Here is a 22,373-nt window from a genome sequence, read left to right as displayed (position 1 = left end):
GCTAAACAAACACACGGTCTCCGGGCTCCGCCCGGCCGCTCCGCGCCTCCCCGAACTAACGCGTGTGAACGCGGGAGACTGCAAAGTCGCGCCTCAAGGAACCTCCCCCAGAGGGGGAGGTTCGCAGAGCCAGACCCTCCCCCTGAAGGGGGAGGTGGCCCGAAGGGCCGGAGGGGGAAGTGTCTGATAAGGGCAGTTCACCAGCAAAGCCCCAATCCCTTCCCCCTCAGTCGCTTCGCGACAGCTCCCCCTTCAGGGGTAGCATCTTGGGCGGAGGGCTGGAGGGGCCGTTTGCAGCTGCCGGAACGCCCCGACCGATCACTGACGCGATCGCCCCCAGGAGACAGAGGTTCCCGCTCACCACGCCAGCGCCGCTTCTCCCCGCAGGATCGCCTCGGCTTCCACCGAATGTTGCCCCCCGCCGCGCTCGTGCAGCACCAGGGCCGGCAGCAGCACCAACGGCGCCTTGCCGGTCTTCACCGCCCGCACCAGCACCCGCTTGGCCGGCGTGTCGGCGAAGGGCTGGATCGGGCGGATGCGGAACGACCCGGCCTTGGGGGCCAGCAGGGCGAGAATGTCGGCCAGGCGGTCGGCGCGGTGGATCAGGGTGATCGTCCCGCCCTCGCGCACGGCCTTGAGGGCGAAGGCGGTCCAGGCGGAGAGGCCCGCATCGGCCATCCAGGCGCCGGTTTTCTCGGGCGCCGGCGCGCGCAGGGCCTTGGGATCGTCGAAGAACGGCGGGTTGCTCATCATCGCGTCGAAGACGGGCAGGGCCAGCGCCCGGAAGCCGGCCGCCACGTCGCCCTCGACGATCTCGACGCGATCGGCCAGGCCGTTCAGCGCGGCGTTCTCGCGGGCCAGGGCGGCGGCGGCGGAATCGCGCTCCAGCCCGGCGAATCGCGCGTCCGTTCGGCGTGTCGCGGCGGCCAGCAGCGCCGCGCCGACGCCGCACCCGGCTTCGATAACACGTTCTCCGGCGCCGGCGTCGCAGGCCGCAGCCAGCAGGGCTGCATCAAGCCCGGCCCGGTATCCGGCGGCCGATTGGCGAAGCTTCACACGCCCGTCGAGGACGCGGTCTTCAGTGACGGAAGGAACTGAGGTGGGGTCGGACAACGTTTCGGGCCTTGTGCTCGCCTTGACCCTGACCTATCCCGCCACCATTGTCGCTCGCAACGCCCATGGCGCTACGAGCGGCGTCGCCTGAGGAGTACATGGTCTTGGACGCAGCTGCAGCGACCCTCGCCCGTCAGCCGGGATCGGTGGATCGTCTCGTGCGCCTGGCCGCCGCCGACATGGGCGGCGTCGACCGCCTGATCACCGATCGCATGCAAAGCGATGTTCCGGTGATCCCGGCCCTGGCCGAGCACCTGATCGCCGCCGGCGGCAAGCGCCTGCGCCCGCTGCTGACCGTGGCCGCCGCGCGCCTGGCCGGTTCGGATAACGAGCACTGTCTGAAGCTGGCCGCCGCCGTCGAGTTCATCCATACCGCCACCCTGCTGCATGACGACGTGGTCGACGGCAGCCAGCTGCGCCGTGGCAAGGTCGCCGCGCACCTGATCTGGGGCGCGGCCCAGAGCGTGCTGGTCGGCGACTTCCTGTTCGCCCGCGCCTTCGAGCTGATGGTCGAGACCGACTCGATGCGCGCTCTCCAGATCCTGGCCCAGGCCAGCCGCGTCATCGCCGAGGGCGAGGTGCTGCAGCTGATGCGCAGCCATGACCTCAACCTGTCGCAGGCGGTCTATCTCGAAATCATCGCGGCCAAGACCGCCGAGCTGTTCGCCGCCGCCGCCGAGGCCGGCGCCGTGTCGGCCGGCGTCGACGCCGAAAAGTCCAAGGCCCTGCGCGACTACGGCATGAGCCTTGGCCTGGCCTTCCAGCTGGCCGACGACGCCCTCGACTACGGCGGCGCCACCGAGACCCTCGGCAAGAACGCCGGCGACGACTTCCGCGAAGGCAAGGCGACCTTGCCGCTGCTGCTGGCCATTTCGCGCTCGGGTCCGCGCGAGGCCGATTTCTGGGAGCGCGCCATCGGCCGCCGCGAACAGACCGAAGCCGATTTCCGCCGCGCCCGCGAGCTGATCATCGGCACCGGAGCGCTGGACGCCACGCTGGACCTGGCCGCCGAGTACGCCGACAAGGCCAAGGCCGCCCTGGCGGTGTTCCCGGCCAATGACTGGCGCGAAAGCCTCGAAAGCCTCGCCGACTTCGCGGTCAGCCGCCGGGCCTGACGCCAGACGGTCAAGCGACGGTCAGGCGGGGCGCGGTGAATTCGCCGTAAGGTCGCGCCGCAAAGCTCGACAACGCGCCGACGAGATCCCAAGTCTTGGCCGAGACGAAAGGACCGCGATGATCCGCTTCATCCTCAACCTGCTCTGGTTCTTCCTCGGCGGCTGGCTGTCTGGCCTGCTGTGGCTGCTGGGCGGCCTGCTGCTGGCCATCACCATCGTCGGCCTGCCCTATGCGGGCGCTGCCTGGCGCATCGCCGGCTTCGCCTTCTGGCCGTTCGGCAAGGAGATCGTCAGCCGCGAGATCGTTACCGGACGCAGCGACATCGGCACCGGTCCGCTGGGCTTCCTGCTGAACCTGATCTGGTTCGTGCTGGGCGGCTGGTACATCGCGCTCAGCCACCTGCTGATCGCCGTAGCCGAGGCCATCAGCATCATCGGCATCCCGTTCGCCATCAAGGACCTGCAACTGGCCTACATCGCCCTGGCCCCGATCGGCCGCACCGTGGTGCGCCGCTAGAAGCCGGTGAACAGCCGGTCGAGGGCGCGGCGGATGGCGTCCTCATGCGCGGCGAGCGAGGCGATGCGCTGGCGAAGTTGATGGGCATCGAGGCTGAAGAGTTCGCTCACCACCAAAGTCAAAGCCTGATCCTCGACGACGACGGGGATCTCAAGATCGGCGATAGCGCTCTGCACATCGTTCACAACTGGTGCGACGACGACCTCGGTAAGGCCGTGAAGGTGATGGGATGACAGGATGGCGAGGAACGGCGCGACGCCACGCGCCGCAGGGACCGGGTTTCGATAGACGTCGAACTGCCTCAAGCTACCATTTCCGGAAATGGTCCGAGATCAGGCCGCGCCGGGCCACGCGCGCGTTGTGGTCGGTGATCGCCTCGGCGTTCTCCTCCGCCCAGCGCCTGGCGCGTTCCTCCGCACCAGCGGGATCGACCTTCTGAAGGTGCAGGCGCAACTGCGTCTCGCTCATGCCAACGACAGAGACCCCAAGCCGCTGCGCCTGCGCCAGCAGTTCCGGATCGACGCCCTGTCCGGCCGCGATGTCGAGTTCAGGCTTGCCCATGGAAGGAAGCCTAACACGAAAAAGGGGCCGCCGAAGCGACCCCTTCATCGTCATCGCGATGGCGACGAGCCTCAGCCCGGCGAGACCATCTTTTCCGGACGGACGTACTGGTCGAACTCTTCGTTCGTCAGGTAGCCGCCGCCGACGGCTTCCTCGCGCAGGGTGGTGCCGTTCTTGTGGGCGGTCTTGGCGATCTTGGCGCAGATGTCGTAGCCCAGGCGGCCGTTCAGGGCCGTGACCAGCATCAGCGAGTTCTCGACGCCCTTCTGGATGTTGTCGATGCGCGGCTCGATGCCGACCACGCAGTTGTCGGTGAAGCTGATCGCCGCGTCGGCCAGCAGGCGCACCGACTGCAGGAAGTTGTAGGCCATCACCGGGTTGAAGACGTTCAGTTCGAAGTGACCTTGGCTGCCGGCGAAGGTCAGGGCGGCGTGGTTGCCGAACACCTGCACGCAGACCTGGGTGAGCGCTTCGCACTGGGTGGGGTTGACCTTGCCCGGCATGATCGACGAGCCCGGCTCGTTTTCCGGCAGGGCCAGTTCGCCCAGACCCGCGCGCGGGCCCGAGCCCAGGAAGCGGATGTCGTTGGCGATCTTGAACAGGCTGGCGGCGACCGTGTTGATCGCGCCGTGGCTGAACACCATGGCGTCATGGGCGGCCAGGGCCTCGAACTTGTTCGGAGCGGTGGTGAAGGGCAGGCCGGTGATGGCGGCGATGGCTTCGGCCACGCCTTCGGCGAAGCCGATCGGCGCGTTCAGGCCGGTGCCGACGGCGGTGCCGCCCTGGGCCAGTTGCATCAGCTTGGGCAGGGTCTGCTCGATGCGCTCGATGCCGTTCTCGACCTGCTGGGTGTAGCCGCCGAACTCCTGGCCCAGCGTCAGCGGGGTGGCGTCCTGGGTGTGCGTGCGGCCGATCTTGATGATCTCGGCCCAGGCTTCCGACTTGGCCTTCAGGGCCGCGTGCAGGTGCTTCAGCGCCGGCAGCAGGTCCGAGACGATCTGCTCGGCGCAGGCCACGTGCATCGCCGTCGGATAGGTGTCGTTCGACGACTGGCTCATGTTGACGTGGTCGTTCGGGTGGACGGGCTTCTTGGAGCCCATCTCGCCGCCCAGGATCTCGATCGCGCGGTTCGAGATCACCTCGTTGGCGTTCATGTTCGACTGGGTGCCCGAGCCGGTCTGCCAGACGACCAGCGGGAAGTGGTCGTTCAGCTTGCCTTCGATCACCTCGTTGGCGGCCTGGACGATGGCGTCCTTGATAGCGGCGTCCAGCTTGCCGAGCTTGTGGTTGGTCTCGGCGGCGGCGCGCTTGACGACGCCCAGGGCCCGGACGACCGGCAGCGGCTGCTTTTCCCAGCCGATCTTGAAGTTGCCGAGGCTGCGCTGGGCTTGCGCGCCCCAATAGCGGTCGGCGGCGACTTCGATGGGGCCGAAGGTGTCGGTCTCGGTGCGCGTGGCGGTCATGCGGGTCTCCCGGAAAACGGTCGACGGGGGTCTAGACCCTGAGGGCCGCCAGGGCAACGTTCGCGAGGCTGGTTGACACCAGGCGAGAGCATGCGAACCCTCCGGGCCCTGAAAAGTACTCGGGGGAAAGCGTTCATGGCGTCGAGCAAGGGCGGCGGTCGGATCGTCGCGCTGGATCTGCTGCGCGGCCTGGCGGTGGCGGGAATGATCATCGTGGTCAGCCCGGGATCCTGGAGCCAGGTCTATGCTCCGCTCGCTCACGCGCCCTGGCACGGCTGGACGCCGGCCGACCTGGTCTTTCCGACCTTCCTGTTCTGCGTGGGCATGGCGATCGGCCTGTCGGTTCCGCGGCTGACGCCCGGTGATCGCGGCTCGGCCGCCTTCTGGATCAAGGTCGCGCGCCGTACGGCGATGCTGATCCTGCTCGGTTTGCTGCTGAACGCCCTGCCGAAGTTCGATTTCGCCCATCTCCGCCTGCCGGGCATCCTGCAGCGCATCGGCCTCTGCTACGCGCTGGGCGTGGCGATCTGCGTGTTGGCCGCGCCGCGCGCCGGAAGCCGCCTGAAGTTCAGCTTCGTCGCCGTGGGAGCGGCCGCCTTCGCGCTGCTGGCGATCTATTGGGCGCTGCTGGCCTTCGTTCCGGTCCCGGGCTTTGGGGCTGGGCGTCTCGACTCGCATGGCTCGTTACCGGCCTTCATCGACCGGGCGGTGATCACCATCCCGCACATCTGGAAGCATGGAACCACGGAAGGCGTGGGCGTCACCTACGATCCCGAGGGCCTGCTTTCGACCCTGCCGGCCGCCGTCAACGTGCTGATCGGCGCGATCGCCGCGGCCTTGCTGGCGAGGGGCGGGGCCAGCCGCTTCGCCCTGGCCCTGCTGTCGGCCGCGCTGATCGCCGGCGGTCTGCTGCTGGACGGAGTCATGCCGATCAACAAGTCGATCTGGACGCCCAGCTTCGCCCTGCTGAGCAGCGGCCTGTCGATGGCGGCCTTGTTCGTGCTCGACCTGCTGGCGGACGTGAAGCCGGCGCTGAAGCTGGCTGCGCCGCTGACCATCTTCGGCGGGAACGCCATCCTGGCCTTCATCCTGTCGCAGCTGCTGGGGATCTTCGGCTCGATGCCGCTGCTGCCGGGCGGTCATTCGGCCCAGGGCCTGGTCTATGATCTGGCCCTGCGGGTGATCCCGGAGCCCAAGGCCGCGTCCCTGGCCTGCGCCCTGGCGGTGCTGGCCTTCATCCTGGCGCTCCTGATCCCGCTGCATCGGCGCGGGATCCATTTGCGCCTCTAGCCTCCGGGCGCGTAGACAGCGCTCCGACGCCCGCCGCGCCGGCGGGCCCGGAGGCCTCGCGCTTGCAAGACGACTGGACGCATCACGGCAAGGTCCGCGCCCGCGAGGCCGGGGGCGAGCTGACCATCGTGGTCGACGGCCTGACCACCCAGGCCAAGTACTACAAGCCGCTGATCTATGAGTTCTTCCGCAAGAGCTGGCGGGGTTCGCGGCCGGCCTGGGGCGAATTCTCGGTCGAGATCGGCATGGAGTTCGTCGGCGAGCCGCCGTGGCTGGACCTCGACAACCTGGCCAAGGCCCTGCTCGACGCCATCAAGGGCTACGCCTTCCATGATGACGCCCAGGTCGCCCGGCTGCTGGTCGAGCGACGTCCGGGCGAGCGCGAGCGGATCGTGATCGTGGTGCGGAAGCTAGTGTCGCGCTTTCTGCGGGGCACGCTCGAAGACTGACGCGCCGACCGAGATGTAGAGCACGATCAGGAAGGCCAGATATCGCCCCAGGCTGGATGGCTCTGCGCCGGGCGCCAGCGGCACGAGGCCCAGCAGGATCAGGTTCGCCGCCGCGACGCCGGGCAGGGCGAAGGCCATGGCTGGAAAGAGACGCCGGGCGCGAGGGATGCGTAGCAACCTCGCCGTGGCCTGGAAGGCGAAGGTGACCAGCGCCGCGGTCAGGAATGCGTTTAGAGCGTAGAACCAGAAGGCCCGTTCGATCAGGCCGGCGCCGAAGGCCCCGTAGAACAGCGTGGCGGCCAGCCAGGCGCCGAGGCCCGCTCCCGCCAGGATACAGACGTTCCGTTTCGACACGCGCGAACTCCCCCATCGTCGCCACGACGGGGGAGCCTGCACGCGGCATGCCGAAGCGGCTTCAGAAGCTCCAGCTGAACAGCAGGAAGGAGAACAACAGGAAGATCAGCACGGTGACCGCGAAGGACACCTTGCGAAGATCGCCCCAGCTGTCCACCCGGCGGCCGCCGCGCCAGGTGAGGAACATGATCGGCACGGCCACCACGCTGAGCGCCGAGGCGACCACGGCCAGGGCCGAAGCCGTCAGCAGCCAGCCGCTGGGCCATTCGAAGACGACGGAGGCCACGTCGCTGGACCCTGCGGCGAAGACGCCGGTGCAGATCATCGCCCCCAGCCAGAGTACGGCCTGGGTGGTCTGAAGCAGGCTGGCGAGCGCCTGGTTCGGGGTCTGGCGGGTGTCGCGGCGGCTACGGATGAAGACGCCGCCGAGCGTGGCGATCGAGGCCAGGGCGGTCAGCGCCGCGACGCCCACCAGCAGGCCCAGGCTGAACAGTCGGCCGGTGCGCTCGAAGGCGGCCCCGCCATTGGGGGCGAAGAAGCGTACGGGCGTGCCGTCCTGGCGCTGGAAAACCATCAGGGCCGGGCCGTCTGCGGCCTTGAAGACATCCGGACGGTCGGTGGGAAGCCACAGCCGGGTGTGTTGGTCGGTGGTCACCGCCAGGCCGCCCTGGGTGCTGGCCCGCACCTTGGCCACGCCGATCAGCCGGTTGATGAAGCCCTCCAGCCCGCTATAGGCGCGGCGGTCGGTCAGGTAGTCGCCCTCGTAGGCGGCGATGGCCTCGGCGCTCAGCGGCGTGAATGTCGGCACGGCTCGGGCCGGAGCGTAGAAGCGCTCGACGATTGCGGCGGGCAGGGTCGCCGGCAGGCTCTGGCCGGTGTCGGTGTTGACCGAGACGAAGACCCCCAGGCCCAGGTCCGGCGCGATCACCATGTTGGAGTGGAACCACAGGGTCGCGCCGGCATGGCCGAAGCCGCGGCGATTGCCGGGCAGGGCGATGTCCTGGAAGCCGCTGTTGAAGCCCGCGGCGCCGGCCGCAGGGCGGTAGCTGGGCGTGCGGAACGCCTGGGCGGCGCGGGCGGAAAACACGGTGCGGCCGTCGATCGTGCCGCCGTTCAGCAGCAAGGTCATGTAGCGCGCCATGTCGGCGGCGGTGCTCGAGGCCGACCCGGCCGGGGCGATCTGGCCGATGAACTCCACCGGCTGGGCCTGCAGGCCCAGCGGCGTCCAGCGATAGCCCTCGGCCATGTCGGCGGCCAGCGCCGGGGCCATGGGCGCGGGCAGGTCGTCGCGCCAGGAGCGCGGCTCGCGGAAGGTGGTGCGGGCCAGACCCGCGGGAACGATCACGCGCTCGGCGATCAGGTCCTCGAACGGTTTGGCGCCGGTGTTGGCCAGGGCCGCGCCGACCAGGGCGACGCCGTAGTTGGAATAGGCCGGCAGCACGCCCGGCTCGCGCACCCGGTTTGGGCGTTCCTGGCGCAGATAGACGTCGAGCGGCCGGATGCGGCGCTCGTCGCGCTCGAACAACTGGCCCAGCGCGCGGTCCTCGAAGCCGGGGGTGTGGTTGTAGAGGTCGCGCACCCGCACCGGGTTCTTCTTGCCCTGGTCGCGTACCTGAAGCTTCTCGGGCAGGTAAACGTTGATCGGGGTGTCGGGGCGGATGCGGCCGGCGTCGATCTCGTTCTGCAACGCGATCCAGGTGAAGGTCTTGGAGATCGAGCCGATGCGGAACAGGGTGCGGTCCGGGTCGACCCGGCGACCGCCCGACAGGCTGGCGACGCCATAGCCCTTCTTCAGCACGACCTGTCCGTTCTGGACGACCGAAACCGTCACGCCGGCGATGTGGTCCTGGTTCATCGAGCGGCGGACGAAGCCGTCGACGAAGGCTTCCAGCTCGGGCGCGGGCAGAGGCGTTACGCCGGGGAGGGCGGGCGCGACAGGAGGCGTCGCGGCGGCCGGCGCGGGCGAGCGCGTCGCGCGAACGGGCTGCGCTGTCCTCGGCGTGGTTGTCGCCGGCGCGGGGAGCGATGCGCGGGGCGCAGTCGATATCGCGGTCGTCGGCGCCGTGCCTTGGCTCGTGGCGCTGCTCGAGCCCGCCAGCCAGATCCCCACGACCGCCGCGCACCGCGCGACCTTGGACGACAAACGCAACGTCACGTATCCCACCTCGCCGATAGAGCCCCTCGAGGCCTTCTTAGGCCAATTCGCGCGACGAGGGACACCGGCGCCGGGAAGAAAACTGCCGCTGCGTCAGTCGGGCTGTTCAGTTTCCAGCCGGCGATGGCCGGGCCGCCGGCGCCGGCGCCGGTTTTCGGGCCTTGGCGAAAGCGAAAAGCGGCAGCAGCGGCCGAAGCTCGGGGCCGATCCATACCTGGGGCTCGGACGGCGGGGTCATGCCGGTCTCGACTTCCTTGCGGGCAACACAGGCCTGCACCGCCCCGCCGAGTGCGGCGAAGTCGCGGGCCTTGCCGATCTCGCTCAGGAAGCAGTCGTCGAAATAGGGATAGCGATCGCTTTCGCCGCAGCCGAACGAGGTGCGGTCGGGGCGGGCGGCGGTCAGGATCATGCGGTCGTCGCGCTCCAGCGCTGGGACGAACACGCCCGAGAAGCAGGCCGAGATCACCACGATCGACGGCCGGCCGGGGCAGGCGGCGTCGACCATCGCCGCCAGCCTTTGGGGGCGCAGTATCTTCTCGCCCATGACCACGCCTTCGGGCGCGCCGTGCGAGGTGATGTAGACGAAGCAGCCGTCCGGAGACGTTTCGGCGGCTAAAGCCAGGCCGGCCTGGATCGACTTGGGATCAGAAGCGGCCACGCCCTGCGACGGGTAGCGCTTGGGGCGGGTCGAGAACTGGGCCGGGGCGGGAAAACCCAGCGCCGTCAGGCTTCTGGAGACGTCGCGGCGGGCATTGTCGAAGGCTTCGGTCGCGCCGCCGGAATGGGCGCGGAAGTCGCCGGCCACGACGACGGCGGCCCATCGCTCGAACGGGCCTTCGGCATGAGCAGGCGCGGTGGCCAGGCAGGCCACAAGCAGACTGATAAGGAAACCCGCCGTCCGGGTCATGGCGCGCCTAGGTCTTGAACTTGGCGAAGGGTGTCGGAAGGGCAGTTCCCGTCGACGTGGCCAGCAATCGGCCCTCGGCGTCGTAGAGTTCGCCCTCCATGAAGCAGACGGTGCGGCCCCACTTCACAACGCGACCGACGCCCCGCAGCGGACCGGGCATGGCCGGCCGCAGGAAGCTCGTTTTCATCTCGAGGGTCGGGACTACGTGGGTCATGCCCGAGGCGATCATGCCCGCCACCGACATGCACTCGTCCAGCATGGCGCAGACGAAGCCGCCCTGGACCTGGCCCATCGGGTTGGCCAGCAGGTCGGCGCGGGCGTCGAAGGCGATCTCGACCCGCCGCTCGGCCTGGCTGACGGCGGTCAGCGCAAAGCCCAGCGTGCGAGCGCTGGGCGGCGGGTTCTTGGAAGCGTGGAAGCGCGCGAGGATCGCCTCGTCGGTGAGGGTTTGGGTCTCATCCGAGGCGATGTCGCTCAAGGCCTACTTCTTCCGGAACTGGTCGAGGGAGATGATCTTGGGGGCCTCGTCGCCGTCGGCGGGGGGCGGAGTGGGGTCCGGCTCGGGCTCGACCGGCGCGGGCTCGATCTCGGGCGCCTCGAACTGAAGGGCGAACTGCACCGACGGATCGTAGAAGCGGGTCACGGCGGCATAGGGGATCGACAGGCGCTTGGGCTGGCCGCCGAACTTCAGCGTCACCGAGAAGAAGGTCTCGCCCGGCGCCAGGTCCCAATACTGGTGCTGCAGGATGATCGTCATCTCGTCGGGATACTTGCCGAGCAGGTCCTGCGGGGCGGAGACGCCGGCGGCCTGGGTCTTGAAGGTGATGTAGAGATGGTGCGGCTCGGGCAGGCCGCCGGGCGCGGCGGCCTTCTTCAGCGCGGCTTTCACGACGCCGCGCAGGGCGTCCTGGGCCATGGCCTCGTACTGCATCAGGTCTTCGGTCGGAGGAGTGCGGGCCATGGGTCTTCGATTAAGCAAAAACGATAATCCAGCCGCCAGCGTAACCTGTCGCGGGCTTGCGGCAAAGGCGCCCGTATACGGTAGCGGCGTACAAATTTTCGGGGGTGGCCGACGGTGTCCAAAAGCGACGGCGTTCCGTCGTCGAGCACGCTTAAATCGTCCCGGAAAGGGCTGTCGAGAGCCATCTGGATATCTGGAAAGTGGAGGGATTCTGTTGCCAGGCTCCCTCCGGGCCCCGCCTAGGGATCTGAACCCCTAGGACTTAAGAGGCGAATTCACCTGCACCGCATTACGCAGCGACGGCGAACTCTTCAGCGAAGTTATCGTTCGCATTTAGTTTAATGGCCCGAAACGGTGGGCCAAGCCGAGAGAAAGCAAACACCTTTACACGTCTGTCGATGCTGATCGGCCCCATGCAGTCCCGTGATAACTCGGGAGAGATTTGGTGGAGCCGCCGGGAATCGCACCCGGGTCCAGTCCGCTTATTACGTGCGCGTTTATCCCCATAGTTCGGCCGAAGCCGGACAATCCCAATATAGGGCTTCGTCCCACGCGAGGGAAGGGGCGCGGCTAAACCGTCCCCAGGCTGAGGCGGCCTTCGGCCAGGCGACCGGTGACGACGGCGCCGTGATCCTCGAACAGCTTGAGGGTTTCGCCGACCAGGACGTAGGCGCCGGTGAACACGCTGTCGGGGTCGGCATGGACCTCGACGAAGCGGCCGTCGGGGCGCAGTTCGAGGCTGAAGCGTCCATCGGGCGAGGACCAGACGCCGGAGACGGGGAGGTGATCGATCATCATGGCAGGATCCTCCAGGCGGAAGCGGACGAGAGCAGGGCGGGCAGGGCGGCCATCGCGCAGGCGCCGGCCCAGAGGGCGACGGCGAACCAGCGCGGCGCCGCCGTCGCGCGACGGGGCATGTGGCGGGTCATGGCCAGGCTTTGATTTGGGGTTTTGGTTTGGGGGAGCGCCGCAGGGGAGCTACGGCGGAACGAGGCCAATATGACCCGACCGGCTGTCTAGCCGGTAGAGCGATGCTCCGGGTTGATTGCACGATCCTACGGATCTGCGGTCAGCGGGGCTCGGACGTGACGGGAATTGGCGTCGGCGGTTCGGCGGGCTCAGGCTCGTCCTCGGCCACCGGAACGGCCGGCGGCTGCGGGCGGCTAGAGGTTCCGGCCTTAAGCTGGCCGCCCTGGGCCTTGAGGTCGGCATAGGCCTTGGCCTGGCGCGAGAAGTCGCCGCCGCGCGGCAGCACCGCGTCGAAGAGGGGATCGCGGCCCGCCGCCGCGCCGACCACGGCCGAGAGGACGCCGGCGATCGAGCCGACCTCGGCGTCGTCGCAGGCGCGGCGCAGATGGCGGGCCTGGCCGGGGACCAGTAGGGTCACGTCCCAGGAGACGCCATCGACACAGACCCCTTCGACCGCGCCGCCGCCATAATCGACGATGACACTGCGGGGCTGGCCCCAGGCGGCGTCGCCGGCCAGGGCCTTGAGCGCGGCGATGCGGTCGTCCGGAAGTTCGGCGTTGATGTCGACGCGCCGGCCGATCTCGGGGGTGCAGCAGCCGAGGCCCGCGCGGGCCTGGACGAAGGCGCGGCCGTCGCGGCGCACCGTGACCCGGACGACCGCCTGGCGTACGCCGCGTGCGGGTCGGGCCCAGGCTTCGAGCACGAGCTCGCCGCCGCGCACGAGTTGGGTCTGAAGAGGCTGAAGGCCCCACAGGCGATAGAGCAGGGGATCGACGCCATTGTCGATCGGGACGGGCTGTTCCTTGCGCCCCAGTCGGCGTCCGGCCAGCGGGTCGACTTCGGAGGAGGGGCGCGGGATTTCGTTCGACCACCAGGCCGCCGGATCCGGCGGCGGCGCGGGGGTGGCGGGAACCACGGGCGCGACCGGCTGGGCCTGGGCCGCGAGCGCCAGGGCTCCCGCGAGAATGGCCGGTCCGATCACGCTCATGCGGCTTACATCCCTTCGAAGCCCCGCTCGATGGAAAGGACGCCCGTGCGGGAAAGTTCCACCAGGCCCAGCGGACGCATCAGGTCGAGGAACTTGTCGATCTTCGACGGCGCGCCCGAGATTTCGAACACGAAGCTCTCCAGCGTGGTGTCCACCGGCTTGGCGCGGAAGATGTCGGCGATGCGCAGGGCCTCGACGCGTTCGGGGCCCGAGCCGCGCACCTTGACCAGGGCCAGTTCGCGCTCGACGCCGTTCGGATCGCGGGTGACGTCGTGCACGCGGCGGACATTGACCACCTTGTTCAACTGGGCCTCGATCTGGTCGAGCACCTGGCGCGTGCCGCGGGTGACCACGGTGATGCGGCTGGTGTGGGCCTTTCGGTCGGTCTCGGCCACCGTGAGGCTTTCGATGTTGTAGCCGCGCGCGGCGAACAGGCCGACCACGCGGTGCAGCACCCCCGGCTCGTTGTCGACCAGCAGGGCGAAGGTCGCGGTCTGCTCGGCCTGCTCGTTAGGGCTGAGATCGTAGGCCGAGGCGGGGGCGGGTTGGACGTTTGCGGTCATGAATGGAGCCTAGAACAGTGTAAGGCGAAGGGCGAGGCCGATCAGACCAGCCCCGCGCCGTCCTCGCCGATGACGTTTCCGATGTCCTCGACCTCGCCCATGATCATCTCGTTGTGTGCCTTGCCCGAGGGGATCATCGGCAGGCAGTTCTCGTGCTTTTCGACGCGGCAGTCGAAGATCACCGGCTTGTCGCTGTTGATCATCTCCAGGATCTTGGCGTCCAGCTCGGCCGGGTCCGAGCAGCGGATGCCGACCGCGCCATAGGCTTCGGCCAGCTTCACGAAGTCGGGCAGGCTGTCGGAATAGGAGTGGCTGTAGCGCTCGCCATGCAGCAGTTGCTGCCACTGGCGGACCATGCCCATCCATTCGTTGTTCAGGATGAAGATCTTGACCGGCAGGTCGAACTGGATCGCCGTCGACAGTTCCTGGATGCACATCTGGATCGAGGCTTCGCCGGCGATGTCGACGACCAGGCTCTTGGGGTGGGCCAGCTGCACGCCCAGGGCGGCGGGCAGGCCGTAGCCCATGGTGCCGAGGCCCCCGGAGGTCATCCAGCGGTTGGGCTCCTCGAAGCGGAAGAACTGCGCGGCCCACATCTGGTGCTGGCCGACTTCCGTCGTGATGTAGACGTCCTTGTCCTTGCTCAGCTCGTACAGGCGCTGGATGGCGTACTGCGGCTTGATGACCGTGTCCGAGCGCTTGTAGGCGAGGCACTGGCGGGCGCGCCACGCGTCGATCTGGGCCCACCAGTCGGTCAGGGCGGCCTTGTTGGGCTGGTGGCCGGCGGTCTTCCAGGCCTCGATCAGGTCTTCCAGGACGCTGCCGGCGTCGCCGACGATCGGCAGGTCGACGCGGACGTTCTTGTTGATCGACGAGGCGTCGATGTCGATGTGGATCTTCTTGCTGCCCGGCGAGAAGGCGTCCAGGCGCCCGGTGACGCGGTCGTCGAAGCGGGCGCCGACGCAGATCATCACGTCGCAGTCGTGCATGGCGTTGTTGGCTTCGAACGTGCCGTGCATGCCCAGCATGCCCAGCCACGCCGGATCGGCGGCCGGGAAGGCGCCCAGGCCCATCAGGGTCGAGGTGACCGGCGCGCCGGTCAGGGCGGCGAACTCGCGCAGGGCCTGGCTGGCCTTGGGGCCGGCGTTGATGACGCCGCCGCCGGTGTAGAAGATCGGCCGGCGGGCGCCGGCGATCATCTTGGCCGCTTCGGCGATGCGGCCGGCGTCGCCCTTGATGCGCGGCGAATAGGCGTGGCTCGAGGCGACCTCGGTCGGGCCGTAGTATTCGCCCTTGGCGAACTGGACGTCCTTGGGGATGTCGATCAGCACCGGGCCCGGACGGCCGGTGGTGGCGATCTTGAAGGCCTCGTGGATGATCTGGGGCAAGTCGCGGACGTCTTTGACCAGGTAGTTGTGCTTGGTGCACGAGCGGGTCATGCCGACAGTGTCGGCTTCCTGGAAGGCGTCGGTGCCGATCAGGTGGGTCGGGACCTGGCCGGTGATGACGACCATCGGGATCGAGTCCATCAGGGCGTCCATGATGCCGGTGATGGCGTTGGTCGCGCCCGGGCCCGAGGTGACCAGGACGACGCCCGGCTTGCCCGAGCTGCGGGCGTAGCCTTCGGCGGCGTGGGTGGCGCCCTGCTCGTGGCGGACCAGGATGTGCTGCAGGCGCGGCTCGTGGAACAGCGCGTCATAGATCGGCAGGACCGCGCCGCCCGGATAGCCGAACAGCACCTCGACGCCTTGATCGACGAGGCCGCGGACCACGATCTCGGCGCCGGTCATGGCGCGGTTCGCGGAGTCTGCGGGAGCGTTGCTCTCGATGGTCTGATGGGCGGTCATGGCGGAAGTCCCGGATGGACGTGAAAGCTGGGCTTTGGAGGCGGCGGAAAAGAAAAAAGGCCCCGAAGGACCTTTGTGCGCGCGACCGATCTATCAACGTGACTTCGAGGTCACGCCGTGAACGGCCGCTCCATAAGTACGATCATGGTGGTGCGCACGAGTGTTGCTCCAAATGGATGATTGGGGAATGCCATGCTCGCGGAGGGGCGTCAAGGCGCGGTTTGACGCAAGAAACGACCCGTGGCGCGGCGGCCACGAGCGCCCGCGCGCCAGCTTTCAGCCCAAGGTTTCCAGCAGCAAGGCAAGAGCTTGCTCGGCGAAGCGTCGCATGTTGGCCTCACGGTCCTCGATCCCCGTCTCGATGGTAATACTGACCTCGTGCGCCGCGCTCACCGCGGCGATGCAGCAATGGCCGGCGGCGTCGCCATATCGATTGCCTTCGGGACCGGCCGCACCGGTTTCCGACAGGCCCCAGGTCGCCTTGAGGTTCTTGCCGGCCACGCGAGCCAGCAGCAGTGCATAGGGCTCGCTGGCGGAGCGAAGCCCGTCCATCGCCTTCTGCGGGATGTCCAGCAGGGTGAGGCGCGCCCGAGCGGTATAGACGACCGCTCCGCCGACATAGAACTTCGATGCGCCCGGCACGGCCAACAGCGCTGACGAGATCAGGCCGCCGGCCGAGCATTCCGCCACGGCGATGGTTTCTTCCCGTTCGATCAGGCGTTGGCCGACGGCGGCGGCGAGACGGGCGAGTTCGGTCATGTGCAAGCTCTGGCAGGAAGGCGGGGAACAGTTGTCGCGACGGGCCGGGCCGGTAGCGAGCGCCGACGTCGCTTGGGTCTTGCGATGGCTCAGGCGGGGACGACCCGCGACCAGTCCGGCGTCTGGTTCCGGAACCAGGTGAGCTGGCGCTTGGCGTAGCGGCGGGTCTCCTGGCGGGCGGCGTCCAGAGCCTGGTCCAGGCTGGTTTCGCCGCGCAGGTGGGCGGCCAGTTCGCGATAGCCGACGGCCTTGAGGGCGGGCAGGGCGGGATCCAGGTTGCGAGCCTCCATCGCCGCCACCTCCTCGAGCGCGCCGGTCTCGACCATGACGCTCAAGCGCGCGTCGCAGCGGTCGTAGAGTTCGGCGCGGGGCGGATCCAGGACCACGCCGCTCCACTCGCCGGGCTGCAGCGCCGGCCGGGTGTCGGCCTGCCAGTCGGAGAGGGCCCGGCCGGTGGCGACGGCCACGGCGTGGGCGCGGACGAGGCGCTGGCGGTCGCCGCTTTCGATACGGGCCTCGGCGGCCGGATCGAGCGGGCGCAGCAGGTCGCGGAAGGCGGCCTCGCCCTGCGCCGCGTAGAGCAGGCCGGAAATCTCGCGCTGGCTTTCGGGCACAGGCGGTACGTCGGCAAGGCCGTGGGTCAGGGCGCGGAAATAGAGGCCGGTGCCGCCGACGACGATGGCCGGCCGTCCGCGGGCGGCGATGTCGTGCAGAACCCTGACCGCGGCCGTCTGCCAGCGACCCACCGACCAGCCCTCGGCCGCGTCGGCGACGCCGAACAGGTGATGCGGGGCGCGGGCCTCCTCTTCGGAAGACGGCGCGGCCGTCAGCACCCGCAGTCCGGCGTAAATCTGCATCGAGTCGGCGTTGACGATCTCGGCGCCGGTACGTTCGGCAAGGTCCAGGGCGAGGGCCGACTTGCCGCTGGCTGTGGGCCCGGCGATCATCCAGACGCGCGAGTCGGGCGCGAAGGGCGTTTCGACGGTTGCATTGGGGGCGTCACGGTCCATGAAGCGTACATACATGATCGCGGCGGCGATGGTCGCCTTCCTGACGGTCGGATCCGCCCAGGCCTCGACGACCCAGACCGCCAAGCCCAAGGCCTCGGCGCCCGTGGCCCCTCCGCGCGCGCCTGTCGCGCCGGCCGCGCCGGCCCAGACGCTGTCCAACGAAGAGAAGGCCGGCTGCGGTGCGGTGCTGATGATCCTCGGGCAGGTCTCGACCAGCTATCCGCAGCTGTTCGCCAAGCAGGGGCAGGACGCACGCGGCATCCAGTTCGTGCTGGAAGCCTTCGGCGCCAAGGGCCGGATGATGATGGACGAGGCCTTCGAGGACGGCGCCCAGCGCGGCCTCAAGCCGTCCAAGGTGTACGAGGAAGGCCTCAGCTTCCTGTTCGAGAACGCCCAGCCGGTGGCGGGCGAGACCGCCGAGCAGGGCGGCCGGCGCGCGGCGATGGCGCTGATGCAGCGCTGCACCGGCATCCAGATGGACTAATCCGGGTTGACGGCGGGGGGCGACTGGCTTAGCCGCCCCGCCATGCACGTCCTGACCCTCGTCGGCCCGGAGGCCGAAACTCTCGCCGCCGCTTTGTCGCTGGGCCAGATCGTTCCGCTCGGACCGAACGCCGTCGACGTGACCTTCGAGGGCGACGTCGCCCCGGTCCGCGAGCAGGTGATCGCCGCGATCGGCGACAAGCCCGTCGACTTCGCGATCCAGCCCGTCGAAAACCGCCGCAAGCGCCTGCTGATCGCCGACATGGACTCGACGATCATCAATGTCGAATGCCTGGACGAGCTGGCCGACTTCGCGGGCGTGAAGGCCCAGGTCTCCGAGATCACCGAGCGCGCAATGCGCGGCGAGCTGGCCTTCGAAGGCGCCCTGCGCGAGCGGGTCGGCATGCTGAAGGGCCTTTCCACCTCGGCGCTGCAGACCTGCTTCGACGAGCGCGTGCGGCTCAATCCCGGCGCCGAGACGCTGGTGCGGACCATGGCCGCCCACGGCGCCCGCTGCGCCCTGGTCTCGGGCGGTTTCACCTTCTTCACCAGCCGGGTGGCGCAGGCCGCCGGCTTCCACCTGAACCGCGCCAACACCCTGATCGAGCTGGAAGAGGCGCTGACCGGCGAGGTCGGCGATCCGATCCTCGGCAAGGAGGCCAAGCTGGCCGCCCTGAACGAGGAGACCGCCGCTCTTGGCCTCACGCCGGCCGACGCCCTGGCCGTGGGCGACGGCGCCAACGACCTGGCGATGATCGAGGCCGCCGGCCTGGGCGTCGCCTATCGCGCCAAGCCGATCGTGGCGGCCCAGGCCCATGCGAAGGTCGATCACGCCGACCTGACGGCGCTGCTGTACTTCCAGGGGTACCGCTTCGAGGAGTTCGCGCAGTGAGCTTCCCCCGCCGTGTCGAGGCCGTGGTCTTCGACATGGACGGCCTGCTGCTCGACACCGAGACCGTCTATCGCGCGGCGATGATCGACGCCGGCCAGGCGTTCGGCGTGCCGGTCACGGCGGCGACCTACGCCTCGATGGTCGGCAAGACCAATCCGGAATGCGCGGTGATGCTGCGCGACCTCTATGGCGAGGACTTTCCCGTAAAGCCGTTCTTCGAGCGGCTGTGGGCCGACGTCGAGCTGCTGCTCGAGGCCGAGATCCGGCTGAAGGACGGGGTGCAGGAGATCCTGGATCACCTGGACCACCTGGGCCTGCCGCGGGCCATCGCCACTTCGAACGGCCTGCCGGCGGTGGAGCGGTATCTGGGGCGCTTTGACCTGCTTCCCCGGTTCCATGCGGTGGTCGCCCACCACGACGTGACCCGCCACAAGCCGCATCCGGATCCCTACCTGCTGGCCGCCCAGCGGCTGGGCGTGGACCCGCTGGCCTGCCTGGCGCTGGAGGATTCCCATCCCGGCGTCCGCGCGGCGCACGGGGCCGGGATGATGACCATCATGGTGCCCGACATCCTCGATCCCACCGAGGAGATGCACGAGAAGTGCGTCCACATCGCCGACAGCCTGCACGTGGTGCTGGACCTGCTGAAGCGGGCGGGGTGACTGCCCAGGGAGCCTCCCCCAGAGGGGGAGGTTCTTACCCCGCCGGGCCCTTTTCGAAGTATTTGAAGAAGGCGCTGTCGGGCGAGAGCACCAGCGTCGTGTCGCCCTTGCCCAGCGACTGCTCGTAGGCCTGCATCGAGCGGTAGAAGGCGGCGAAGGACGGGTCGCGGCCGAAGCTGGAGGCGAACAGCTGGGCGCGCTGGGCGTCGGCTTCGCCTCGGATCTTCTCGGCTTCCTCGTAGGCGGTGGCGACGATCTCGCGGCGCTGCTGGTCGCCGATGGCGCGCAGCTCGGCGGCCTCCTGCTTGCGGGCGGTCTGCATCCGCTCGTAGACGGCCTGCTGGTTGGGCTCGGGCAGGTCGGCGCGCTTGATGCGCACGTCGATGATCTGGATGCCCAGGTCCGAGGCCGCGACCTGGCGGGCGACTTCGGTGCGGATCGCGGCCATGATCTGCGCGCGCTTGCCGGCGATGACGTCGCCGGAATCGGCGCGGCCGATCTGCTCGCGCAGGGCGGCGTTGACGATGCGGTCCAGGCGGTCCCTGGCCACGGTCTCGCTGCCCAGGGCGCGGAAGAACTGGCGGGTGTCGGAGATCCGGTAGCGGACGAAGGCGTCGACCACCAGCTTCTGCTGGTCGGCGGCGGTGACTTCTTCCTGGTTGGCGGCCAGGTCGATGTTGCGCTTGTCGAAGCGCAGCACATTGTCGATCGGCGACTTCAGGTGCAGGCCGGGCGAGGTGACCACGGCGACGGGATCGCCGAAGCGCACCACCAGGGCCTGCTGGCGCTGGTCGACCTTGTAGACCGTCGTGCTGACCAGGATCAGCGCGCCGACCGCGGCGACGCCGGCGGCGATCAGGGGCGTATTGGCGGGGCGGCTCATCGGGCGACTCCGTCGGTGGCGGCAGGAGCGACGGCGGCGGGCGCGACGGCGGTCCTGGGGCGGAAGGTGTCGGACGGCAGGATCACCGGGGCGTTGGCGCCCTTGTTGTCGACGATCACCTTGTTGGACTTCTCGAGAACGCGCTGCATCGTCTCGATATAGAGGCGCTCGCGCGTCACGGCCGGGGCCAGCTTGTACTGGTCGTAGACCTGGTTGAAGCGGGCCGCGTCGCCCGAGGCCTCGCGCACCACCTGTTCGCGATAGCCCTTGGCCTGCTGGATCACCTGGGCGGCCTCGCCGCGGGCGACGTTGGCGGCCGACTGGGCGTTCTGGGCCGCGCGCTGCACGTCGCGGAAGGCGTCGACGACCGGGGCGGGGGCGTTGGCCACCTGGATGCGGACGCCCTCGATGTAGATGCCGATGTCGTAGCGGTCGAGCACCTGCTGCATCAGGACGCGGGTCTGGGCCTCGACCTGGCCGCGGCCGTTGGTGAGGATCGGGGTGAGGGCGGTCTTACCGACCACCTCGCGCATGGCGCTCTCGGCGACGTCCTTGAGGACGCCGTTGGGCTCGCGGACGTTGAACACGTACTTGCCGGCGTCGGACACGCGCCACTGCACCGTGAACGACAGGTCGACGATGTTCTCGTCGCCGGTCAGCATCAGGCGTTCGGCGGGCATCTCGGCGCCCGGCGTGCCGCCGATGTCGAGAGTCTGGATCGAGGTGACGGGCACGCGCTGCACGGCCTCGAACGGCCAGGGCAGATGGTAGCGCAGGCCGGGATTGCTGGTGCGGCTATAGGCGCCGAAGGTGGTGACCACGCCCTGCTGGTTGGGCTGGACGACATAGGCGCCGGTCAGCAGCCACAGGCCGACGACGGCGCCGGCGCCCAGCATGATGGCCTTGCCGCGGCCAGGGCCGCCGAAGGTTCCGCGCAGGCGCTCGGTGATGCGTTCGACCAGTTCGCTGACGTCGATCGGAGGCGGCGGAACGCCAGGCGGGCCGGAGGGGCGGCGGCCCGGGTCGGACTTGTTCCGCCCACCGTCGTTCTTGTCGTCGCCCGGCGGGGGAGAACCCCAGGGGCCGGGTCCGGCGTTGTCGTTCCAGGGCATGGGCGGCGCTATCTTCCCGTCGCTCGTTCTTGCGGATGGCGGGGTTGTAAAACAGCCCCCGCCTGCGGATATGAGGACCCCCGCACGACAAGGCAAGACAAAGACGTGACCGCGAGTCCTTTCGACAACCCCGCCGCGACCCCCGAAGACGCCCGCGAGGCCCTCGATCGCATCGAGGATCCGGCCTCGGGTCTTGGCCTGGTGAAGGCCGGCCTGGTGCAAGGCCTGGTCGTGCGCGAAGGCAAGGCCGGCTTCGTGCTGGAGGTGCCGGCCGCCCGGGTCGGGGGCTATGGGCCGGTGCGCGAGGCGGCCGAAAAGGCCCTGGCCGCGCTGCCCGGGATCACCCGCGCCCAGGTGGTGCTGACCGCCCAGGCTCCGGCCGAGACCACGAGGGTGCGCAAGGGCGCGCGCGTCGCCGACGACCCGCAGGCCCAGGTCGGCCCGCCGCCGGCCTCGGAAAAGCCCGCTCACGTGCGCCACGTCATCGCCGTCGCCTCGGGCAAGGGCGGGGTGGGCAAGTCGACCGTGTCGACCAACCTGGCCTGCGCCCTGTCGGGCCTGGGCCTGAAGGTCGGCTTGCTGGACGCCGACATCTACGGCCCCTCGGCGCCGCGCATGATGGGCGTCGAGGGCGAGCCGACCTTCGAGGACAAGAAGCTGCTGCCGATGGAAGCCCACGGCGTGAAGCTGATGTCGATCGGCTTCATGGTCGACGAGGGCAGGGCGATGATCTGGCGCGGGCCGATGGCCTCGTCGGCGGTGCGCCAGCTGATCCACGACGTGGCCTGGGGCAGCGAAGCGCAGCCGCTGGACGTGCTGGTGGTCGACCTTCCGCCGGGCACCGGCGACATCCACCTGACCCTGGTGCAGAAGCTGCGCATCGACGGGGTGGTGCTGGTCACCACGCCGCAGGAGATCGCCCTGATCGACGCGCGCCGGGCGGCGGCGATGTTCGCCAAGACCGCGACGCCGATCCTGGGCCTCATTGAGAACATGGCCTTCTTCGCCGACCCCGCGACCGGCGCGCCGATCCCGATATTCGGCTCGGGCGGCGGCGTGGCCGAGGCGGAAGCGATCGGCACGCCGGTGCTGGCCCAGGTGCCGATCGAGATGAGCGTGCGCGAGGCCGGCGACGCCGGTCGCCCGGTGGTGCTGGCGGCGCCGGACAGCGCGGCGGCCAAGGCGTTCGTCGAAGCGGCGCGCGCGGTGTGGAAGAGCATTTCGCACTAGAGCCCAGATACTCCCCCTGAAGGGGGAGCTGTCGCCCCCGGGTCCGGCCAAAGGCCGGCCCGAGGATAAACTCCGCCGACTGAGGGGGAG

The 22,373-nt window shown here is 69.2% G+C and carries 27 protein-coding genes and 1 other RNA gene; 8 read left to right on the top strand and 20 right to left on the bottom strand.

All coding sequences use genetic code 11. The features are described 5' to 3' along the window. Positions 1-357: 357 nt before the first annotated feature. Positions 358-1,113, bottom strand: coding sequence for a methyltransferase (locus P7A99_RS24675; RefSeq protein ID WP_277796357.1), 756 nt, complete (start codon positions 1,111-1,113; stop codon positions 358-360). Positions 1,114-1,217: 104 nt separating this feature from the next. Between P7A99_RS24675 and P7A99_RS24670 the strand changes: the two genes are divergently transcribed. Then, positions 1,218-2,228 (top strand): polyprenyl synthetase family protein, encoded by a 1,011-nt coding sequence (locus P7A99_RS24670; protein ID WP_277796356.1) that lies wholly within the window; start codon positions 1,218-1,220, stop codon positions 2,226-2,228. A gap of 118 nt (positions 2,229-2,346) precedes the next feature. After that, a complete protein-coding gene (locus P7A99_RS24665; protein WP_101717553.1) occupies positions 2,347-2,745 on the top strand; it encodes a YccF domain-containing protein in 399 nt (132 codons plus the stop codon). On the opposite strand, the gene P7A99_RS24660 is transcribed toward P7A99_RS24665, so the two are convergent. The 3 genes from P7A99_RS24660 to fumC form a co-directional block, all read right to left on the bottom strand. Next, on the bottom strand, positions 2,742-3,050 hold the full coding sequence (locus P7A99_RS24660) for a CcdB family protein (RefSeq protein WP_277796355.1): 309 nt from the start codon (positions 3,048-3,050) through the stop codon (positions 2,742-2,744). The two genes, P7A99_RS24665 and P7A99_RS24660, sit on opposite strands and share 4 nt — an antisense overlap. A 1-nt stretch (position 3,051) precedes the next feature. Further along, positions 3,052-3,306 carry a type II toxin-antitoxin system CcdA family antitoxin gene (locus P7A99_RS24655; protein WP_277796354.1) on the bottom strand — a complete coding sequence of 85 codons (255 nt, stop codon included), beginning with the start codon at positions 3,304-3,306 and terminating at the stop codon, positions 3,052-3,054. A gap of 71 nt (positions 3,307-3,377) precedes the next feature. Then, positions 3,378-4,769, bottom strand: a complete 1,392-nt coding sequence (fumC, locus tag P7A99_RS24650) for a class II fumarate hydratase (protein WP_277796353.1) — start codon at positions 4,767-4,769, stop codon at positions 3,378-3,380. 135 nt (positions 4,770-4,904) lie between these two features. On the opposite strand from fumC, the gene P7A99_RS24645 reads away from it, so the two are divergent. Both P7A99_RS24645 and P7A99_RS24640 read left to right on the top strand, forming a co-directional pair. Further along, a complete protein-coding gene (locus P7A99_RS24645) occupies positions 4,905-6,059 on the top strand; it encodes an acyltransferase family protein (RefSeq protein WP_277796352.1) in 1,155 nt (384 codons plus the stop codon). A 62-nt stretch (positions 6,060-6,121) separates the two neighbouring features. Further along, positions 6,122-6,508: a RusA family crossover junction endodeoxyribonuclease gene (locus tag P7A99_RS24640; RefSeq protein WP_277796351.1), complete on the top strand. Its 387-nt coding sequence runs from the start codon at positions 6,122-6,124 to the stop codon at positions 6,506-6,508. Here the strand turns inward: P7A99_RS24640 and P7A99_RS24635 are convergent. The 14 genes from P7A99_RS24635 to miaA form a co-directional block, all read right to left on the bottom strand. Beyond that, on the bottom strand, positions 6,470-6,862 hold the full coding sequence (locus tag P7A99_RS24635; protein WP_277796350.1) for a hypothetical protein: 393 nt from the start codon (positions 6,860-6,862) through the stop codon (positions 6,470-6,472). The genes P7A99_RS24640 and P7A99_RS24635 overlap by 39 nt on opposite strands. Positions 6,863-6,923: 61 nt before the next feature. Continuing rightward, positions 6,924-8,972 (bottom strand): serine hydrolase domain-containing protein, encoded by a 2,049-nt coding sequence (locus P7A99_RS24630; RefSeq protein ID WP_347276710.1) that lies wholly within the window; start codon positions 8,970-8,972, stop codon positions 6,924-6,926. A gap of 151 nt (positions 8,973-9,123) precedes the next feature. Beyond that, positions 9,124-9,924 (bottom strand): C13 family peptidase, encoded by an 801-nt coding sequence (locus P7A99_RS24625; RefSeq protein ID WP_277796348.1) that lies wholly within the window; start codon positions 9,922-9,924, stop codon positions 9,124-9,126. Between the two features lie 7 nt (positions 9,925-9,931). Then, positions 9,932-10,402, bottom strand: coding sequence for a PaaI family thioesterase (locus P7A99_RS24620; protein WP_277796347.1), 471 nt, complete (start codon positions 10,400-10,402; stop codon positions 9,932-9,934). Between the two features lie 3 nt (positions 10,403-10,405). Next, positions 10,406-10,885: an SspB family protein gene (locus P7A99_RS24615; protein ID WP_277796346.1), complete on the bottom strand. Its 480-nt coding sequence runs from the start codon at positions 10,883-10,885 to the stop codon at positions 10,406-10,408. Between the two features lie 199 nt (positions 10,886-11,084). Continuing rightward, positions 11,085-11,450: a transfer-messenger RNA gene (gene ssrA / locus P7A99_RS24610) on the bottom strand. 5 nt (positions 11,451-11,455) lie between these two features. Further along, the gene (locus tag P7A99_RS24605; protein ID WP_277796345.1) at positions 11,456-11,683 is read right to left on the bottom strand and encodes an Atu4866 domain-containing protein; all 228 of its coding nucleotides are present in this window, start codon (positions 11,681-11,683) and stop codon (positions 11,456-11,458) included. Continuing rightward, complete coding sequence (locus tag P7A99_RS24600; protein WP_276611620.1) at positions 11,680-11,814, bottom strand: hypothetical protein; 135 nt, start codon at positions 11,812-11,814, stop codon at positions 11,680-11,682. The genes P7A99_RS24605 and P7A99_RS24600 overlap by 4 nt, the downstream gene beginning before the upstream one ends. 140 nt (positions 11,815-11,954) lie before the next feature. Further along, positions 11,955-12,842 carry a hypothetical protein gene (locus P7A99_RS24595; RefSeq protein WP_277796344.1) on the bottom strand — a complete coding sequence of 296 codons (888 nt, stop codon included), beginning with the start codon at positions 12,840-12,842 and terminating at the stop codon, positions 11,955-11,957. Between the two features lie 5 nt (positions 12,843-12,847). Further along, entirely contained in the window at positions 12,848-13,405 is a 558-nt protein-coding gene (gene ilvN / locus P7A99_RS24590; RefSeq protein ID WP_101717566.1) for an acetolactate synthase small subunit, read from the bottom strand. Positions 13,406-13,446: 41 nt separating this feature from the next. Beyond that, entirely contained in the window at positions 13,447-15,252 is a 1,806-nt protein-coding gene (locus tag P7A99_RS24585; RefSeq protein ID WP_277796343.1) for an acetolactate synthase 3 large subunit, read from the bottom strand. Positions 15,253-15,362: 110 nt separating this feature from the next. Continuing rightward, complete coding sequence (locus P7A99_RS25310; protein WP_370444040.1) at positions 15,363-15,410, bottom strand: hypothetical protein; 48 nt, start codon at positions 15,408-15,410, stop codon at positions 15,363-15,365. 118 nt (positions 15,411-15,528) lie between these two features. Continuing rightward, positions 15,529-16,011: a CinA family protein gene (locus P7A99_RS24580; protein WP_277796342.1), complete on the bottom strand. Its 483-nt coding sequence runs from the start codon at positions 16,009-16,011 to the stop codon at positions 15,529-15,531. 89 nt (positions 16,012-16,100) lie between these two features. Continuing rightward, on the bottom strand, positions 16,101-16,958 hold the full coding sequence (miaA, locus tag P7A99_RS24575) for a tRNA (adenosine(37)-N6)-dimethylallyltransferase MiaA (protein ID WP_431307706.1): 858 nt from the start codon (positions 16,956-16,958) through the stop codon (positions 16,101-16,103). Positions 16,959-17,019: 61 nt separating this feature from the next. Between miaA and P7A99_RS24570 the strand changes: the two genes are divergently transcribed. From P7A99_RS24570 to P7A99_RS24560, 3 genes are read left to right on the top strand one after another with little or no spacing between them, the layout of a single operon-like run. Then, complete coding sequence (locus P7A99_RS24570) at positions 17,020-17,505, top strand: hypothetical protein (RefSeq protein WP_277796340.1); 486 nt, start codon at positions 17,020-17,022, stop codon at positions 17,503-17,505. A gap of 42 nt (positions 17,506-17,547) precedes the next feature. Continuing rightward, positions 17,548-18,396, top strand: coding sequence for a phosphoserine phosphatase SerB (serB, locus tag P7A99_RS24565; RefSeq protein WP_277796339.1), 849 nt, complete (start codon positions 17,548-17,550; stop codon positions 18,394-18,396). Further along, positions 18,393-19,058 carry an HAD family hydrolase gene (locus tag P7A99_RS24560; RefSeq protein ID WP_277796338.1) on the top strand — a complete coding sequence of 222 codons (666 nt, stop codon included), beginning with the start codon at positions 18,393-18,395 and terminating at the stop codon, positions 19,056-19,058. Before serB ends, P7A99_RS24560 begins: the two co-directional genes overlap by 4 nt. Before the next feature lie 34 nt (positions 19,059-19,092). Here the strand turns inward: P7A99_RS24560 and hflC are convergent, their stop codons facing one another. Together hflC and hflK are read right to left on the bottom strand one after the other, a co-directional pair. Then, positions 19,093-19,941, bottom strand: a complete 849-nt coding sequence (hflC, locus tag P7A99_RS24555; RefSeq protein WP_277796337.1) for a protease modulator HflC — start codon at positions 19,939-19,941, stop codon at positions 19,093-19,095. Beyond that, positions 19,938-21,053 carry an FtsH protease activity modulator HflK gene (gene hflK / locus P7A99_RS24550; protein WP_277796336.1) on the bottom strand — a complete coding sequence of 372 codons (1,116 nt, stop codon included), beginning with the start codon at positions 21,051-21,053 and terminating at the stop codon, positions 19,938-19,940. Before hflK ends, hflC begins: the two co-directional genes overlap by 4 nt. 105 nt (positions 21,054-21,158) lie before the next feature. Between hflK and P7A99_RS24545 the strand changes: the two genes are divergently transcribed. Further along, complete coding sequence (locus tag P7A99_RS24545) at positions 21,159-22,283, top strand: Mrp/NBP35 family ATP-binding protein (protein ID WP_277796335.1); 1,125 nt, start codon at positions 21,159-21,161, stop codon at positions 22,281-22,283. The last annotated feature ends 90 nt before the right edge of the window (positions 22,284-22,373 follow it).

The sequence above is a fragment of the Caulobacter endophyticus genome, assembly GCF_029543245.1.
Taxonomy (GTDB): domain Bacteria; phylum Pseudomonadota; class Alphaproteobacteria; order Caulobacterales; family Caulobacteraceae; genus Caulobacter; species Caulobacter endophyticus_A.
The sequence above is the reverse complement of the archived record's forward strand: the minus strand, read 5'-3'. Positions and strand labels throughout refer to the sequence as shown.

Bases quoted from the DNA above. Each gene is read 5' to 3' on its own strand.
- P7A99_RS24585 (WP_277796343.1), bottom strand. From the start codon at position 15,252: ATGACCGCCCATCAGACCATCGAGAGCAACGCTCCCGCAGACTCCGCG.
- serB (WP_277796339.1), top strand. From the start codon at position 17,548: ATGCACGTCCTGACCCTCGTCGGCCCGGAGGCCGAAACTCTCGCCGCC.
- ilvN (WP_101717566.1), bottom strand. From the start codon at position 13,405: ATGACCGCAAACGTCCAACCCGCCCCCGCCTCGGCCTACGATCTCAGC.
- P7A99_RS24615 (WP_277796346.1), bottom strand. From the start codon at position 10,885: ATGGCCCGCACTCCTCCGACCGAAGACCTGATGCAGTACGAGGCCATG.
- P7A99_RS24600 (WP_276611620.1), bottom strand. From the start codon at position 11,814: ATGACCCGCCACATGCCCCGTCGCGCGACGGCGGCGCCGCGCTGGTTC.
- P7A99_RS24655 (WP_277796354.1), bottom strand. From the start codon at position 3,306: ATGGGCAAGCCTGAACTCGACATCGCGGCCGGACAGGGCGTCGATCCG.
- P7A99_RS24665 (WP_101717553.1), top strand. From the start codon at position 2,347: ATGATCCGCTTCATCCTCAACCTGCTCTGGTTCTTCCTCGGCGGCTGG.
- P7A99_RS24570 (WP_277796340.1), top strand. From the start codon at position 17,020: ATGAAGCGTACATACATGATCGCGGCGGCGATGGTCGCCTTCCTGACG.
- P7A99_RS24605 (WP_277796345.1), bottom strand. From the start codon at position 11,683: ATGATGATCGATCACCTCCCCGTCTCCGGCGTCTGGTCCTCGCCCGAT.
- P7A99_RS24580 (WP_277796342.1), bottom strand. From the start codon at position 16,011: ATGACCGAACTCGCCCGTCTCGCCGCCGCCGTCGGCCAACGCCTGATC.
- P7A99_RS24645 (WP_277796352.1), top strand. From the start codon at position 4,905: ATGGCGTCGAGCAAGGGCGGCGGTCGGATCGTCGCGCTGGATCTGCTG.
- P7A99_RS24625 (WP_277796348.1), bottom strand. From the start codon at position 9,924: ATGACCCGGACGGCGGGTTTCCTTATCAGTCTGCTTGTGGCCTGCCTG.
- fumC (WP_277796353.1), bottom strand. From the start codon at position 4,769: ATGACCGCCACGCGCACCGAGACCGACACCTTCGGCCCCATCGAAGTC.
- P7A99_RS24595 (WP_277796344.1), bottom strand. From the start codon at position 12,842: ATGAGCGTGATCGGACCGGCCATTCTCGCGGGAGCCCTGGCGCTCGCG.
- hflC (WP_277796337.1), bottom strand. From the start codon at position 19,941: ATGAGCCGCCCCGCCAATACGCCCCTGATCGCCGCCGGCGTCGCCGCG.
- hflK (WP_277796336.1), bottom strand. From the start codon at position 21,053: ATGCCCTGGAACGACAACGCCGGACCCGGCCCCTGGGGTTCTCCCCCG.
- miaA (WP_431307706.1), bottom strand. From the start codon at position 16,958: ATGATCGCCGGGCCCACAGCCAGCGGCAAGTCGGCCCTCGCCCTGGAC.